This window comes from Vibrio gallicus, assembly GCF_024346875.1.
Taxonomy (GTDB): domain Bacteria; phylum Pseudomonadota; class Gammaproteobacteria; order Enterobacterales; family Vibrionaceae; genus Vibrio; species Vibrio gallicus.
In genome coordinates, this window is sequence record NZ_AP024872.1 from 496,980 (window position 1) to 512,779 (window position 15,800).

The window sequence follows — 15,800 nt, forward strand, 5'->3', positions numbered from 1 at the left end:
CCATTTAAAGCCTACCTTATTAGGAGAAACATATGCAATTAGAGCGTATTGAGATTTCTGGCTTTCGAGGTATTAAGCGTTTATCACTGGCGTTTGATGAGTTAACTACCCTAATCGGCGAAAACACCTGGGGTAAATCGTCACTTCTGGACGCTTTATCTGTCTCACTACCGACCAATGCTGAGCCTTATACCTTTGAGATGCGTGATTTTCATGTGGATTATGCCATATCTCATCCTCAGACCCAGCATCTACAAATCATACTTAAGCTTAGAGCGAATACCATTAATGAGCCACGGTCTGGGCGATATCGCAAGATCAAGCCGATATGGAACCAAGACCCCAACCATAAGCCATTTATCATTTATCGGTTAAGCGCTGCTATGCAAGACGGCAAAATATCCAGCGAGTACGCCTTTCTTGATGAAATGGGAGATCCTAAACCCTTGCACCACAGCGTAAAGTTGGCCCAAGAGTTAATGGGATTGCACCCCGTTATAAGGCTAAGAGATTCACGGCGCTTCCAACGTGTACACACCACTCAACAACCTAATTCACGCATAGAAAGGCGTATAAAAAATACTTGCCGCCGCCTGCTTGCCCATCCGGGGCTGGTAAGCAAACAAGAGATGAAGAGCAGTTTTCGAACTATGCACGATCTTGTTGACCATTACTTTTCTTATAAGTCCCAAGGTCGCCATGACCCAAGCAGTCCAAGAGATGGGATATTTAGCTCCAGTGGCATACAACAAAACCATACCAATACTTCGTTAAGTCAGTTTGTTGATAATGCGCAAGACAAGCAAACGCGCTTACTGCTAATGGGGCTACTTAATAATTACCTGCAAGCAAAGGGAGATACCGAACTACGACGTTGCGCCAGGCCTTTGTTGATCATCGAAGACCCAGAGGGGCGCTTACATCCCACTCACCTAGCGCGGGCATGGGCTCTATTACAAATGCTACCCATGCAAAAGATATTAACCACCAATTCCGCTGTATTACTGAGCGCGGTGCCACTGGGTAGTATTAAGCGACTCATTAGAAAGTCTGACCGGACCGAATCTAGGAGTATCTCCGCACAATCATTATCAGCCGATGAGTTACGCCGCGTTGGTTTCCATATTCGATTTCATCGTTCGAGCGCCCTATTTGCTCGTTGCTGGCTGTTGGTTGAGGGTGAAACTGAGGTGTGGTTATTTAATGAACTCGCCAACCAGTGTGGTTATGATTTAGCCGCTGAAGGGGTGCAGATTGTTGAATTTGCACAATCGGGACTCAAGTCCTTACTTAAGGTTGCCAAGGCATTTGGTATAGATTGGCATGTTGTAACCGATGGTGACGCTGCCGGAAAAAAATACGCGCACTCGGTGCGCAATGTGCTGCATGGTGAACAGGAGCGGCACCGACTCACAGAGCTTCCCGACAAGGATATTGAACACTATCTGTACTTTAATGGGTTTGAAACCTTCTTTAAAGATATGGCTAAGATCCCCCTTGATCATCCAATCCCTGCCAAAAAGGTGATCAACAAGGTTCTTAAAAAGCACGCTAAACCCGATGTTGCTCTGGCTATTGTTGAGTACTGTGAGAAACATGGTGATACCTCGGTGCCACTACTGATTCGTTGGACTCTTAAACGCGTGATTAGTATGGCCAACGGCAATACCTGAACAAAATACAGGCATAATGTTTATCTAATCAGCCACTTTTGCCAGTGATAGTGTATAAACCTACTTATCACGCCTAGTATTTGCTATAAACGTGCATCACATTATTTAGGCAGCGGCATCATTAGCACTGCTTGGCCTACTACGAGCATCCTATGACCCAACATATACACAAGTTACTTATTCTATTCTGTACCAGTCTCTTTCTTGGGGGTTGCGCTAATTACAGCATCAGCGAACAAGATATGACTAACTATCTAAAGCAGAATATAAGTTTGGAACAGTCGGTTGGCATAAAAGATGTATTGTACGCACAGATATCAATCGATGATCTAAAGGTGAATATTGGTCGGGTTGAGGCTAACAGGCTGTCTGTGTTTGCCACTACAGACGCAGTTGTAGAGATGATGGGGCATGAAAAACACCACTTTAACCTAGACATAAGATTCAGTGCGATTCCAAGATATGATCACCACAGCGGTGAGATATTCCTCGAATCACTCCGACTTGAGCAGCTTACAGAGAAAACCGGACACCTAAGTTCAGATGTAAAGGCGTTAATTCAACCAGCGGTAGCCATGATCGGATATGGGCTTACCGATCAGCCTATATATAAACTCGACAGCAACAAACTGGAAGAGTCGATATTAAAGTCTTCAAACCCCGATCTGGTTATCAAGAACCACAAATTAATAATAGAACTGTTCAATTGATGGTCTGACTAAACCGAAAAAGGCCTGATCTATTAAAGATCAGGCCCGCGTTACAAATATTGTAGCAAGACTACTTTTTCTTGCCTTCTACGTGCAGTTCCATATCAACATAGCTCGATGCACCCATCACAGGGATGTTAAAATCAGCAAGCTCCAAGCGTGTAGTACCCATAAAGCCAGCTCTCTCCCCGCCCCACGGGTCCTTCCCTTGTCCAATAAAGTCCGCATCGATGGTAATAGATTTAGTTTGACCATGTAGAGTAAGGTCACCGATCACGGCCAGTTTTCCATCGCCTTTATCTTCAACCTTGGTGCTCTTAAATATCGCCTGCTTATACTTACCAGCATCAATAAAATCGTCACTGCGGATGTGCTTATCACGCTCAGCATGGTTTGAATCAAGGCTGGTAGTATCAACGGTTACTTCGACACTTGAAGCTGCGATGTTTTTAGGGTCATAGCTAAACTCCCCTTCAAATTTGTCAAAACGTCCTTTAATAAAGCTATAGCCTAGGTGGCTCACCTTAAAGTTGATTGACGCGTGTGCACCCTTAGTGTCGATAACATAATCTGCTGCGTTTGCCGCGAGCGGCGTTGCCATCGCAACCGCCAATCCTAGCGCTAGTATTGATTTTTTCATTTTAATCCTCTTGTCATTTTGCGAAGCGTATTGTCTTTGTCTATAAAGTGATGTTTAAGGGCTGCCAAGGCATGAATGGCAGCTAGGCCAATCAAGGTAAGGGCAACATAATAATGAATCTGACCTGCGAGATCGGCTTGGCCGTCAAACAGTTTGCCTAAGGCCGGTACATCAAACCATTCAAACACCGTAATCGAGCGCCCATCTTCTGTGGAAATCAAATAGCCAGAAATAAACAGTATGCACAAAAGCAGGTACATGAAGTGATGTGCAGATTTTGCAGCTACTTTTTCAAATCGATTGCCGTCTATCTGTGGTGAATAACTAAGCAACTTCCATAACATTCGAAACAGAGTCAATCCAGCCAGCAGTATTCCAACCGATTTATGCCAATACGGCGCGGTTTGATACCATTGGCTATAATAAGTCAGGTCAACCATCCATAGACCTAATGCAAACATCCCGATGATTACGATTGCCGATACCCAATGGATCAGTTTCGCGGTATTGTTGTATCCTTGAGTCACACAGCCTCCAGCATGAAATAATTGAACGCAAAACTCATACCCTGCGTCCGATATGAAACATTATGGTGACGTATTTGTTAATGACTAGCTAATAAAATCGAATGTCTTTATCGAAATATTTGACCAAGAACAGCTAAACAAAGAATTATCCAGTAAAATCATAATGATAAGCTCTAGAGTAGGAAGTTAAAGTTGTTAAAAGACATCGTTATCCAGACACTAATGCAGGTTCAAAACGATTGTTCCTCTTTAACCCAGCACGCCTATCCTACCGTTCATAACCGAGGAATGGACAATCGTCATTTGGCGAGTCTGGTTGAGCGAAGCTTAACCAGTGTTGCAAGCCGATACCAAACCTCTGTCACCACGGAAACCTTTGAGGTTTACCCCAGCGCCGACAACGCCAGTACCCCATTTCGACGCTTTACTACCGACTTGGGAAGCGTATGGCTAATACCCGATTCTTTGAAATCAGCCAATCGATTTCATCGACATAACCTAATAAAAACCGTTAGCCTATGGAAAGCCGAGTTTAATTTTGCTATTCAGCCTAATGACTGCTTAGTGCTGGTCTGCGATCACTGGCTTAGTCGAATTAGCAGTAGCCAGCAACTGCTTGATTGGTGGTTAAACCGCTTTCCTGATGATTTCTCAGAGTATGCACAACAAGGCATTCTTCTTAGCCCTTCTGAAACTCAAAAGCTTGATAAGTTACTTGCACCATTGCAGCTAAGCCCTTGTTATAAATCTCACGCCCATCCAATAAAAAAAGATGGCGGTAACACTCCAATTAAGCGCTACGTCCATCTTTATGCTATCTATGAATGCGTATAGCGGCTATTGAGTCACCTCTTGCAACACCTCGCCAAAACGACGCCATGATTTGTGATCCGCATCTTCTCGGTATCGTTGCGAACCAAATACAGTAAAGGCATGCGGTGCGCCGCTGTATGATATCATTTCATGTTTCACACCAGCACCTTCTAGCTCGACGGCCAATGTTGCAAAGTCTTGCATAGTGATTGCAGTATCAGCGGTACCATGGAACACCACAATCGGCGCCGAGGTTTGTTCATAACTCTGCCCTTTTGGTGTGGTTAAGCCGCCGTGGAAGGTAATAAACGCCTTGGCATCACCACCCGCTCGTGCTGACTCAAGAACTGCCGCTCCGCCAAAACAATACCCCACCATCACCGTATTGTCTTTAGCTTGGTTTAATTCTTCTGCCTTAGTTTGACTTGCTGCCATTAACTTTTGCAGTTTAACGCGGTCTTTATATAGCTCACCGGTGTGTTGCTTTTTATCCTTAACCTCAGTTGGGCGAACCCCTTGCCCAAACAAGTCAGCCGCAAACACGTTGTATCCCATATCGTTCAGCATCTTGGCTCTTTTGACTTCATAATCCGTAAGGCCATCCCAATCATGCACTAACACCACTAATGGCGCACCATCAGCCGCTTTTGACCAATATCCCTGATAGGGTTGTCCATCGACATCATAGACAACATCTTGCCCAGCTATAGCTAAAGTAGTAAATGACGCTAGTGAAACAGCCAATAAGCGCTTAGTTACAAATGTTTGCATTGCTCACTCTCCATTAGTGTTATCTCATTCTTTGAAATAGGGGCCATGCGACAGACCATGAGTCTGCATCCCTAACTAAAGATTGTAGTAGGCATCCGATGAAGTGTTTGGTTTTGCACGAGTTTCCTTTGTTGCCGGTTGTCTCCATTAGCACTTAGTGTTCATAGCACTTGCACACCAAAATAGTCGTCTATAGTTAAGCAAGATATTCTGATTGGCGTTTAAGGAAGCGATATGCACACCGTCTATACAATAGGTCCACTAGAGTCCTTTCTTATCGCAATTACGGTTTTATTCTTAGGTCAATTCGTCAATGCCCGTGTCTCTTTTTTGAAAAAATATAAGGTACCGGAGCCAATTGTCGGTGGCTTAATTATCGCCGCCATTATTACTCTGTTACATACCTTAGGTATTGATCTTGCGTTTAGCTTACCGTTACAAAAAATCTTGATGTTGATGTTTTTCACCACCGTTGGCTTGTCAGCCAGTTACAGCCAATTACTGAAAGGCGGCAAAAAGGTTTTTATCTTTTTGGGTGTGGCGTCGGTTTACATCATTATCCAAAATATCATTGGGGTTAGCTTGGCAAACATCCTAGATATCAACCCATTGATGGGCTTGGTTGCCGGTTCAATCACCTTATCTGGGGGGCATGGCACGGGAGCTGCGTGGGCGACAACGTTTGAGGATCTATACGGGTTAAAAACTCTAGAATTTGCGATGGCGTCAGCCACCTTCGGCTTAATTGTTGGCGGGCTTATCGGTGGGCCTGTTGCTCAAAGGCGGATAAATAAGCACAATCTGGTTTCAGAGTATGGCTCAGGTGATAAACACCACGATAAATACCCCGAGATTATTACCTACAACGAGATGGAAGAAGAGAAAGTCTCCGCTCGCCGCGTTATAGAAACCCTGTTTATGGTTCTTATCTGCGTGGTAGGCGCTACCTACATCAAAGAGTGGACGGGATCGCTCGATATTAAATGGCTTAAAGGGGTTCCTGATTTTGTGTTTGCACTGTTTTTGGGGGTCATTTTAACCAATATCTTTGAATTTAGAGGCACCTATAAGCTCAATACCGACACCGTAGATATCCTGGGTACGGTTTCCTTATCGCTATTTTTAGCTATGGCGTTGATGAGCCTCAAGCTGTGGGAGATATTCGATCTTGCGGTTCCACTACTCATAATACTCGCTGTACAAACCGTTGTATTGGCTATCTTTGCATACAACGTAACGTTTAGAGTCATGGGCAGCAATTATGACTCAGCCATTATAACTGGCGGCCACTGCGGATTTGGGTTAGGCGCAACCCCAACTGCGGTAATGAATATGGGTTCGCTAGTCAGCCACTATGGCCCATCACCTCAGGCGTTTATGGTGGTACCTATTGTCGGCGCCTTCTTTATAGATGTGGTTAACTTAGTTGTACTGCAAGGCTTCATCGCATTCATTGGGTAATTGCGGTATACACAACCAAAAATAAAAAAGGCGCTCCTAGGAGCGCCTTTGTATTACTATCAGATCAACTCAGATTAAACATCATAAGTTGTTGAAGCAGTATCACCACCAGTACCAGTCCAGTTGGTGTGGAAGAACTCACCACGTGGACGGTCTAGACGCTCATAAGTGTGAGCACCGAAGTAATCACGTTGAGCTTGAAGTAGGTTTGCTGGTAGACGCGCTGTAGTGTAGCCATCTAGGAACGACAATGCAGAAATAGTACAAGGCATTGGAATACCAGATTCAAGTGACTTAGCCGCCACTTTACGCCACGCCGCTAAGCTACCTTGTAGAATGTTCTTGAAGTAGTCATCAGAACCAAGGAAAGCGATTTCTGGGTTCGCTTCGTATGCATCGCGGATATTACCCAAGAATGCAGAACGAATGATACAACCGCCACGCCACATAAGCGCTACGTTACCGTAGTTAAGATCCCAACCATTTTGCTCTGACGCTTCGCGCATTAGCATAAAGCCTTGTGCGTAAGAGATGATCTTAGATGCAAGTAGAGCCTGACGAAGCGCATCGATCCATTGTTGTTTATCACCTTCAACAGGCGTGATGGTTTTCTCAAATAACGCTTGGGCTTCTACGCGCTGGTCTTTAAGTGCAGACAGACAACGTGAGAATACTGACTCAGAGATAAGGGTCAATGGAATACCGAGGTCAAGGGCATTAATGCCGGTCCATTTGCCTGTACCTTTTTGGCCAGCTGTATCAAGAATCTTCTCAACTAGGGCTTCACCCTGCTCATCTTTATAACCCAAGATATCGGCAGTGATTTCAACTAAGTAGCTGTCTAGTTCAGTTTTATTCCAATCAGCAAACACGGCTTGCATTTCATCATTAGATAGACCTAAGCCATCTTTCATGAACTGATATGCTTCAGTGATAAGCTGCATATCACCGTATTCGATACCGTTGTGTACCATTTTAACGAAGTGACCTGCACCGTCGTTACCAACCCAATCACAGCAAGGTTCGCCCTTATCTGTCTTAGCTGAGATACCTTGTAGAATAGGCTTAACCGCTTCCCATGCTTCAGGTGAACCGCCAGGCATGATTGAAGGACCAAAACGAGCACCTTCTTCACCACCAGACACACCAGTACCGATAAAGTGAATGCCTTTCTCACGAAGATAAGCTACACGACGGTTAGTATCAGGGTAGTTAGTGTTACCACCATCAATGATGATGTCGCCTTTGTCTAGAAGCGGTACCAATGCTTCGATAAACTTATCAACCACATCACCTGCGCGAACCATAAGCATCACTTTACGTGGCGCTTCTAGTTTCTCAACCAACTCTTGCAGCGAGTAAGCACCCATGATGTTGGTGCCTTTTGCAGGACCTTCAAGAAACTCATCGACTTTCGCCGCGGTACGGTTGTGTGCAACAACGGTAAACCCGTTGTCATTCATATTTAGGATAAGGTTTTGGCCCATTACTGCTAAGCCAATAACACCGATATCACCTTTCATTAAATCTCTCCGTTTATATGTATGCGTCAGCGATTAAGCGATCTTTGCCGCTGCGTCAGAGTCTAAATACCACTGGGTTTCACCCGTTGCTGATTTGATTTTAGCAGCAGGATACGACAATGCTTCAGCCGCAGTGGTTTGAATTTCATGTACAATTTCAGTCTTGCCAGCACCGAGAACGAGATAGCTGATGCGTTTAGCCGCCTCTAAAACCTTAGCGGTTTTTGACACGCGCAGCTGACCCGATTCAGGGTGAGTTGCGACTACTGAAAATTGAGGGTCGCTGTAATCAGTTTTACCTGGGAACAACGATGCCGTGTGCCCATCAGCACCAACGCCAAGTAGTATCCAATCAAACACAGGTGTACCTTGTGTTAATGGGATAGTCTCAAGCATTTCGCCTGCAAAACGCTTGGCTTCAGCGTGTGCTTCGTTTTCACCCAAAATGCGGTGAATATTCTGTGCAGGAATCGCGACTTGGCTAAACAGCAATGCATTGGCTTCGCCGTAGTTACTCTCCGCATCATCCGGTGCCACGCAGCGTTCGTCACCCCACCAAAAATGAAGGTTATCCCAGTTAATTGCCTTAGCATATGCATCGCTCGCCAACAACTTGAACAACATTTTCGGAGTGCTACCACCCGACAAAGAGATATGCACAGGGCGACCCTGTTCGCTGTATGCTTGCATATCCTTGGCTAATGCTTCAACTACTGCTGTTGCAGTATCAAAAATCTTGGTATTGATCATAGTTCGCAATAATCTGTGTCAGTTAAGTTTTTACAAGGGAAACGCCATTGACGTCCATCTGCTGCCAGTAGGTCATGCGCCTCTTTCGGTCCCCATGTACCACATGCATAGCCAAATAAAGCTTGAGGGTCATTTTTATAATCCAAGATTGGCTGTACATATTCCCAACATGCTTCAACAGCATCACTACGTGCAAACAAGGTCGCATCCCCTTTTAGAGCATCAAGTAGCAAACGCTCGTAAGCCGTTAGCATTTGTGCTTCTTGAAGGTTCTTGTAGTGGAAGTTCATTTTCACTTCTTTAGAGTGGAAACCTGCACCTGGCTGCTTCAAGCCAAAGCTCATTTGAATGCCTTCATCCGGTTGAATTCGGATAACCAACTTGTTCGCTGGAGCATCTTGACCAAAGACAGGGTGTGGCGTTGGGTTAAAGTGAATAACAACCTCAGTTACACGAGTTGGCAAACGCTTACCGGTACGCACGTAAAACGGCACGCCGTTCCAGCGACTATTATTGATAAATGCCTTTAAGCCAATAAATGTCTCGGTACGAGAATCATCCGCAACCCCGTTTTCATCACGATAGCTTGGCAAGAAATCGCCACGCACATCAGATTCAGTATATTGTCCTAGCACCAGATTATTCTTAAGATCATTCTCATCAAGAGGCTTCAATGAGCGCATGACCTTAACCACTTCATCGCGAATTGCGTCTGCATTAATACGAGGTGGAGACTCGATAGCAACCAACGCAAGCACTTGTAATAGGTGGTTTTGGAACATATCACGAACTGCGCCAGAGCCATCGTAATAACCGCCTCGCTCTTCAACGCCTAAGAACTCTGCACCCGTGATCTCTACATATTGGATGTAATTACGATTCCACAACGGCTCAAACATGGTATTAGAAAAACGGAACACCAATAGGTTCTGAACCGTTTCTTTACCAAGATAATGGTCGATGCGATAGATCTGATGCTCTTGGAAGTGCTGGTGGATCTTAATATCCAACTCACGCGCAGATTGCAGGTCATAACCGAATGGTTTCTCAACAATTAATCGCTTCCAGCCATCTTCTTCACTGTTTAAACCGTGCGCGCCAAGGCTTGCAGGAATAACGCTATATAGGCTTGGGGGCGTTGCGAGATAGAAAAGGTGGTTATTGTGTACAAATCCGTACTTATCTTTTAGCTCAGCCAGACGAACGGCAAGCTTCTGATAATCATCGGTATCGGATGTATTAATAGCTTGATAGTGAAGATGGGACATAAAGCGTTCCAGAACATCTGGTTTTGTTTGTTCCATCTCAGTAAGCGACTTGCGTAGCTTTTCACGATAAGACTCATCCGAATATTCTGTTCGGCTGACACCTAAGATTGCAAACGATTCAGGAAGCTGACCGTTTTCATATAGGTGATACAAAGCAGGAATCAACTTACGATAGGTAAGATCGCCAGATGCTCCAAAAATGACGATGCTGCTTTTATCAGGTATTGCCATCACATTTCCTTAAGCGACTTTTTATATAGCTCACAAAGCACAAATATGGCTCTATGAATCAAAAACTAATTGGTGCACAGTGAGTATAGACTCTTAGGCACCTCTGCCTATTATCATACAAATAGTAATACAGGCAAAAAAATCTCCGTTCGGTGACGGAGAGTTGGCAGATAGTCTAACGGTTTCCCGTATACATGCCACCGTTATTTGCTATATACAGCAAACGATTACACCATTGTAAATCCTAGGTACAAAAAAGGCTAGGAAACCCTAGCCTTAATCTATTAATCAGCAAATGCCACTACTATAGAGTGCTCACTACCGCTGCAGCTGGTAGTCGAGATTTAGGTGCACCATGATTGTAGTCTTCACCGTCTTTGTGATAACCCAACGCTAGGGCAAAATCACACTCGAATCCATCAAGTTCGTCTTTGAAGATCTCACCGATAAGCTCAGCGTCCACACCTTCCATAGGCGTAGAATCGATACCTAGACGCGCTAGAGTATGTAATGTATTACCAAGAGCGATATAGGTTTGCGCTTTGGTCCAAGCCGCGTTAACACCCTCTTCATTGGTTTGCATCTCTGCAAAACCAAACGCACCGTTTAGCATGTTGTCATACATCTCTGCTGGAAGGTGACCAGAAGAAACCTCTACATCAACAACTTTGCGATAATCGTCTTTAGTGAATTTAGGGTTGTGTGCAAACAAAATGGTATGCGATGCGTCTTTAGCATGTGGTTGGTTAAACTGGAACTTGTTAGCAAAGGTATCGTGGAAGCGTTGCTTTGCTTCGTCGCTCTCAAGCACAATAAATTTCCATGGTTGAGAGTTAATTGAAGAAGCTGATAGGCGAATAGCTTCTCTGATTACATCCATATCTTCGGCTGAAATACGTTTGTCAGCATCATATTTTTTAGCAGTATAACGTTTTTCTAGATCTTTAATGATTTGATGAGACATGATGCCCCTCCCATTATGGTTTATTGTTTAGTAAGCAGTAACTACTCAAACTTGGTAGTGCTGTTTTGTTGCCAAGAAGATTACGGTCTCAGCGCCTGAAGTTAAAGGAATATTTAAGCCAATCATTTTGGATAAATATACCCACAATAAACAATCACAAGATACACAAGGGATCACCATACATTACAATAAACACAAAAATACGAATAATTACAACAAGTTAAGCAGAAATTGATCGAGATCACATACACAAATCAGCTGAGCTTATTTTCCAAAAACATCCACAATTACCGCTTTCCATTTTTGCAATCTAGCGTTTCAATGGCTTAACTACCGCATCTAACCCCTCAATTTTAAGCGCCAGACATAATTGCAGCAGTTTTCCTAGCTCGCCTTTAGGCCATTGCGCCTTATTCTCGAACCAAAATAGGTATTCTTCAGGCAAGTCTATCAATACCCTGCCCGCATATTTTCCAAATGGCATTTTGACGGTGGCCAACTTTATCAGGTTTTCTTTTTCTAACATTTTGAATTTAAATCAAGCACTTCTTGAGATTAGTGTTAAATTTAAATGAAGAATTTAACCACTTTCAAGGATAGAAATTGCGGTTCACTTCATTCGCTTTGTTTGTTGTATTGTACGGTACTGCAACCTTTGGTGCTGCACAAGAAGACATAGAAGAAAAATGCTTAAGCAAGCCCAGCGATGACCGTGCACTCAACAAGGCGTATCACTATCTAAACACCAAGTTCTGTCAGCCTGCGGTTTGGTTTGACAACTTTTTTGTTGATGAACGCATCACAGAGAACGCCCGCGCTGGCACGTCTGTGCGTTGGAAAAACGACTTTACCTACTACGAATTAACAGGCTTTAAATACAACGCACGTCTAAACGCCAAATTTAATCTACCAAAGGTAAATCGGCGCTTGAAATTAGTCATTGAATCCGATGGAGAGGATGACCTGTTTGACCTATTCCCCCGCAGTGCTGAAGAGTTAGAAAGCAGCGTGGGCGTCAGATATGATTGGATTCGCAAGGGATACAGCAGCTTCAACTTCAAGGCGACTTTTCGCCCTAGTATTGAAGCAAGGTATCAATTTACCTACCCTCTCACCATCAACAACACCTTACGTATCACCCAAAAGCTTTATCAAAAGAAAAAGATTACTGGTGAGTCCACTCAAATAGACCTCGACTTTGCCTTTACCAAGAAGCTCCTACTACGCTGGAGTTCATTTGCTGAGCACGACTGGGATTACGATACCAAAGACGGAATATGGGGTATGGGTAGCGGGTTTACCTTGTACCAATACCTATCCAATACTCAAGCATTAAACTATACCTTGAGCACTTTAGGCACAGATGAGCCAAAACCCTTTATCTATAATACCCAAATAGGCATGACGTACCGCCACAATATATTCTATCGTTGGTTATATTATGAGATTACCCCTGAATACAATTGGTATCGAGAATACAAGCAAAGCTTTATTGAAGAAGCCAGTATTCGGCTGCGTCTTGAGATCTTATTTGAGAACTTTTAACGTTGCATACTGTAGCAAGTCATCCCCCACAGGAGCATTTTGGCAATGGAATATAGCATTAGCAGGTTAGACACCAGTCGCCTATCAGACAGTGATGTGATTCAATTGTATACAGCCATTAATCAGGCTTTCTACGAATATGAAGCCTTTACTGGCGAACCTTATTTACGCTTTAAATCTATTGAACAGCTTAAGCAAAGCCTATCGGATTGCAACAATCACTTTTTAGTAGTCAAGCGTCAAAACGCTTTCATTGCTGGTGTTTGCTTTCATGATCCCATTGTCGAATCAGACACCCTGTATTTTGGAATGCTTTGGGTAGCCCCCAATCAACGGGGTCAAGGGCTTGCCAGCGCGTTAATTACTGAGGTTGAGCAACAAGCCATACAGCACAATAAAAAAGGGCTACTTATCAGGCTATTTAAGATCCCCGAACTTATCCAATACTATCAAGACTTAGGCTTTAGTTTTGTTGATGGAGACCCCAAAGGGCCAATGGTCAAGTATTTTTGAATCACTGAAACGTATCTTCATCCAACACTTTCATCATATTGTGCCCAACTAACGTTTCTGTATTTTGCACCGTTACTTTGTACCCCACACTTAGGTAAAGGCGCTGCGCCGCCACGTTATAATTAAATACGTGTAAACCTAAACATACTGCGCCACACGTGGTCACAAATGCTTCAACGCAGCTCAATGCTAATTTGGCATAACCGTTGCGACGGTGCTGTTCATATATTGCAATATCATAGATAAATGCCGACTTGGTGGCCGTTTCAACTTCCACCCACACGTAACCAAGCTCCAGCTCATTACTATTGTCCACAATATGAAATAAGTAGTTACCAGCAGTTTTCGGGCCTTGTGGTAGCAGTTTTTCATAAGCCAATCTAGAGCGATCTAATGCGCCGCTCTCATCCCATCGCCCCGATTCAACATTGGCGTTGGCATAGCAGGGGATTGCCAGTTCCAAATAGTCTAAAAAAGAGTCAGCAGTCATCGCCTTCAATGATACTTTCATACGGTCTATTTTCTCCAAGAAACATGTTTATGTAACGAAAGCCGCCGCGTTGCTCTCACCTAAAAGCACAACGGTTACAGCTTGCGCCAACCATATCATCTTTAATCTAAGAATTTGATAACTACTTACATTACAAATGTCTCTTTATTACAGAGACAAAAATGCCCTCTGGGAAGTCCCAGAGGGCATTGATAGGATTGCAAACAAGCTATAAGTTGTGGAGTATGATTATGCTTGTTGCGGCTTAGGATTACGAATCAGATAATCAAACGCACCCAAACTTGCTTTTGCACCCTCACCCATTGCGATAATAATTTGTTTATACGGCACGGTCGTCACATCACCCGCGGCAAACACACCATTCATTGAGGTTGCGCCATGCGCATTAATTTCAATCTCACCGCGCGGTGATAACTCTACTTTGCTGCCCTGCAACCACTCACTGTTTGGCATCAGGCCGATTTGTACAAAGATGCCCGCCAATTCAATCTGTTTAAGCTGTTCTGTATTACGATCTTTATACTCTAGACCGGTTACACGATTGCCATCACCGATAACTTGAGTGGTTTGCGCCATCTTGATAATTTCAATATTTAGCGTTGCATTGGCTTTATCAATCAGCACTTGATCAGCACGTAACGTGTCTGCAAACTCAAGTACCGTCACGTGTTCAACAATACCTGCAAGGTCAATTGCAGCCTCAATGCCTGAATTACCGCCACCGATTACCGCTGTTTTCTTACCTTTAAACAATGGGCCATCACAGTGTGGACAGTAAGCAACGCCCTTATTACGATACTCTTGCTCACCTGGTACGTTCATTTCACGCCAGCGTGCACCTGTGCTGGTGATCACAGTGCGAGATTTAAGTACGGCGCCACTTTCTAATTCGACGTGGATATAACCATCATCGGTTTGCTCTGCGTCAATAATATTGGCTGCGCGCTGTTCTGAAATCACCTTCACGCCATATTCTTTTACGTGCTCTTCTAAGCTTGCGACGAGCTTAGGCCCTGTTGTCGCTTTGACTGAGATAAAGTTTTCAATTGCCATGGTATCCATTACCTGACCACCAAAGCGATCGGCAACAACCCCAGTGCGAATGCCTTTACGCGCTGCATAAATCGCAGCTGAAGACCCTGCTGGCCCGCCTCCAACCACCAGAACATCAAATGGTGCTTCTTTATTTAGGCTTGCTGCTTTCTTGTTAGCCGCGCCCGTATCGACTTTATTTAGGATTTCAGGCAGTGTCATGCGCCCTTGACCAAATAATTCACCGTTAATGAACACGCTTGGTACTGCCATAATATCGCGTGATTTCACTTCGTCTTGGAAGGCTGCACCGTCAATCATGGTTGCTTTGATAAGTGGATTGATGGCTGACATCATATTGAACGCCTGAACGACTTCAGGGCAGTTTTGACATGATAGTGAAATAAAGATTTCGACGTTTAATGCTTGATCAAGGCCTTTGATTTGCTCAATCACATCTGCGTCTAATTTGATTGGGTGACCACCGCTGTGCAAAAGCGCCAATACTAACGAGGTAAACTCATGCCCCATTGGCAAGCCTGCAAAACCAATTGCGGTATCTTTTTCTGGATTCACTACCTGCATAACGGGTTTGCGCGCACTTGCGTTATCATCGCGCGTTACTTGAATTTTGTCAGTCAATGAAGCGATATCACTAGCCAGTGCTTCCAATTTGCTAGCGGTTTCACTTCCATCCAAGCTAAGAACTAACTGAATGTTTGTTTTTAGGTTTTCTAGGTAGGTTTTTAATTGCTGCTTCATTGCTTGATCTAACATAATTGCGCCTTTTAAAATATTTTTTAGTTATATATTGATGCACTGTCCCGTGCTGTTGAATCTATAATGCCCCGTGAGCGAATATAGGTAA

16 protein-coding genes are annotated in these 15,800 nt (G+C 44.0%); 6 read left to right on the forward strand and 10 right to left on the reverse strand.

The window, feature by feature from the left end:
- Positions 1-32 precede the first annotated feature (32 nt).
- Positions 33-1,673: an ATP-dependent endonuclease gene (locus OCU28_RS13895; RefSeq protein ID WP_261817493.1), complete on the forward strand. Its 1,641-nt coding sequence runs from the start codon at positions 33-35 to the stop codon at positions 1,671-1,673.
- Positions 1,674-1,825: 152 nt separating this feature from the next.
- Positions 1,826-2,383: a DUF1439 domain-containing protein gene (locus tag OCU28_RS13900; protein ID WP_261817494.1), complete on the forward strand. Its 558-nt coding sequence runs from the start codon at positions 1,826-1,828 to the stop codon at positions 2,381-2,383.
- A 70-nt stretch (positions 2,384-2,453) separates the two neighbouring features.
- Here OCU28_RS13900 and OCU28_RS13905 read toward each other — a convergent pair whose 3' ends face one another.
- Positions 2,454-3,023: a YceI family protein gene (locus OCU28_RS13905; protein WP_261817495.1), complete on the reverse strand. Its 570-nt coding sequence runs from the start codon at positions 3,021-3,023 to the stop codon at positions 2,454-2,456.
- Positions 3,020-3,550, reverse strand: coding sequence for a cytochrome b (locus tag OCU28_RS13910; protein WP_261817496.1), 531 nt, complete (start codon positions 3,548-3,550; stop codon positions 3,020-3,022). Before OCU28_RS13910 ends, OCU28_RS13905 begins: the two co-directional genes overlap by 4 nt.
- Before the next feature lie 192 nt (positions 3,551-3,742).
- On the opposite strand from OCU28_RS13910, the gene OCU28_RS13915 reads away from it, so the two are divergent.
- A complete protein-coding gene (locus OCU28_RS13915) occupies positions 3,743-4,384 on the forward strand; it encodes a hypothetical protein (protein ID WP_261817497.1) in 642 nt (213 codons plus the stop codon).
- A 3-nt stretch (positions 4,385-4,387) separates the two neighbouring features.
- On the opposite strand, the gene OCU28_RS13920 is transcribed toward OCU28_RS13915, so the two are convergent.
- A complete protein-coding gene (locus OCU28_RS13920) occupies positions 4,388-5,134 on the reverse strand; it encodes a dienelactone hydrolase family protein (RefSeq protein ID WP_261817498.1) in 747 nt (248 codons plus the stop codon).
- Between the two features lie 234 nt (positions 5,135-5,368).
- On the opposite strand from OCU28_RS13920, the gene gltS reads away from it, so the two are divergent.
- Entirely contained in the window at positions 5,369-6,595 is a 1,227-nt protein-coding gene (gltS, locus tag OCU28_RS13925) for a sodium/glutamate symporter (protein WP_261817499.1), read from the forward strand.
- A gap of 74 nt (positions 6,596-6,669) precedes the next feature.
- Here the strand turns inward: gltS and gnd are convergent, their stop codons facing one another.
- The 5 genes from gnd to OCU28_RS13950 all read right to left on the reverse strand — a co-directional run bounded on the left by gnd (position 6,670) and on the right by OCU28_RS13950 (position 11,857).
- Positions 6,670-8,118, reverse strand: a complete 1,449-nt coding sequence (gene gnd, locus OCU28_RS13930; protein ID WP_261817500.1) for a decarboxylating NADP(+)-dependent phosphogluconate dehydrogenase — start codon at positions 8,116-8,118, stop codon at positions 6,670-6,672.
- Positions 8,119-8,151: 33 nt separating this feature from the next.
- Complete coding sequence (gene pgl, locus OCU28_RS13935; protein WP_261817501.1) at positions 8,152-8,868, reverse strand: 6-phosphogluconolactonase; 717 nt, start codon at positions 8,866-8,868, stop codon at positions 8,152-8,154.
- Positions 8,865-10,367 (reverse strand): glucose-6-phosphate dehydrogenase, encoded by a 1,503-nt coding sequence (zwf, locus tag OCU28_RS13940; RefSeq protein ID WP_261817502.1) that lies wholly within the window; start codon positions 10,365-10,367, stop codon positions 8,865-8,867. The genes pgl and zwf overlap by 4 nt, the downstream gene beginning before the upstream one ends.
- A gap of 304 nt (positions 10,368-10,671) precedes the next feature.
- Positions 10,672-11,331, reverse strand: coding sequence for a nitroreductase family protein (locus OCU28_RS13945; RefSeq protein WP_261817503.1), 660 nt, complete (start codon positions 11,329-11,331; stop codon positions 10,672-10,674).
- Positions 11,332-11,641: 310 nt separating this feature from the next.
- Positions 11,642-11,857 carry a DUF3820 family protein gene (locus OCU28_RS13950; protein ID WP_261817504.1) on the reverse strand — a complete coding sequence of 72 codons (216 nt, stop codon included), beginning with the start codon at positions 11,855-11,857 and terminating at the stop codon, positions 11,642-11,644.
- A 110-nt stretch (positions 11,858-11,967) separates the two neighbouring features.
- Between OCU28_RS13950 and OCU28_RS13955 the strand changes: the two genes are divergently transcribed.
- Positions 11,968-12,876: a hypothetical protein gene (locus tag OCU28_RS13955; protein ID WP_315972408.1), complete on the forward strand. Its 909-nt coding sequence runs from the start codon at positions 11,968-11,970 to the stop codon at positions 12,874-12,876.
- Between the two features lie 45 nt (positions 12,877-12,921).
- Positions 12,922-13,389 (forward strand): GNAT family N-acetyltransferase, encoded by a 468-nt coding sequence (locus tag OCU28_RS13960; RefSeq protein ID WP_261817506.1) that lies wholly within the window; start codon positions 12,922-12,924, stop codon positions 13,387-13,389.
- A gap of 1 nt (position 13,390) precedes the next feature.
- Here OCU28_RS13960 and OCU28_RS13965 read toward each other — a convergent pair whose 3' ends face one another.
- A complete protein-coding gene (locus tag OCU28_RS13965) occupies positions 13,391-13,900 on the reverse strand; it encodes a GNAT family N-acetyltransferase (RefSeq protein ID WP_261817507.1) in 510 nt (169 codons plus the stop codon).
- Positions 13,901-14,128: 228 nt separating this feature from the next.
- Complete coding sequence (ahpF, locus tag OCU28_RS13970) at positions 14,129-15,709, reverse strand: alkyl hydroperoxide reductase subunit F (protein ID WP_261817508.1); 1,581 nt, start codon at positions 15,707-15,709, stop codon at positions 14,129-14,131.
- Positions 15,710-15,800: the final 91 nt, after the last annotated feature.

Coding starts and splice junctions, on each gene's coding strand:
- OCU28_RS13960 (WP_261817506.1), top strand. CDS start 12,922: ATGGAATATAGCATTAGCAGGTTAGACACCAGTCGCCTATCAGACAGT.
- OCU28_RS13895 (WP_261817493.1), top strand. CDS start 33: ATGCAATTAGAGCGTATTGAGATTTCTGGCTTTCGAGGTATTAAGCGT.
- OCU28_RS13900 (WP_261817494.1), top strand. CDS start 1,826: ATGACCCAACATATACACAAGTTACTTATTCTATTCTGTACCAGTCTC.
- OCU28_RS13965 (WP_261817507.1), bottom strand. CDS start 13,900: ATGAAAGTATCATTGAAGGCGATGACTGCTGACTCTTTTTTAGACTAT.
- pgl (WP_261817501.1), bottom strand. CDS start 8,868: ATGATCAATACCAAGATTTTTGATACTGCAACAGCAGTAGTTGAAGCA.
- OCU28_RS13905 (WP_261817495.1), bottom strand. CDS start 3,023: ATGAAAAAATCAATACTAGCGCTAGGATTGGCGGTTGCGATGGCAACG.
- gnd (WP_261817500.1), bottom strand. CDS start 8,118: ATGAAAGGTGATATCGGTGTTATTGGCTTAGCAGTAATGGGCCAAAAC.
- OCU28_RS13920 (WP_261817498.1), bottom strand. CDS start 5,134: ATGCAAACATTTGTAACTAAGCGCTTATTGGCTGTTTCACTAGCGTCA.
- OCU28_RS13950 (WP_261817504.1), bottom strand. CDS start 11,857: ATGTTAGAAAAAGAAAACCTGATAAAGTTGGCCACCGTCAAAATGCCA.
- gltS (WP_261817499.1), top strand. CDS start 5,369: ATGCACACCGTCTATACAATAGGTCCACTAGAGTCCTTTCTTATCGCA.
- zwf (WP_261817502.1), bottom strand. CDS start 10,367: ATGGCAATACCTGATAAAAGCAGCATCGTCATTTTTGGAGCATCTGGC.
- ahpF (WP_261817508.1), bottom strand. CDS start 15,709: ATGTTAGATCAAGCAATGAAGCAGCAATTAAAAACCTACCTAGAAAAC.
- OCU28_RS13945 (WP_261817503.1), bottom strand. CDS start 11,331: ATGTCTCATCAAATCATTAAAGATCTAGAAAAACGTTATACTGCTAAA.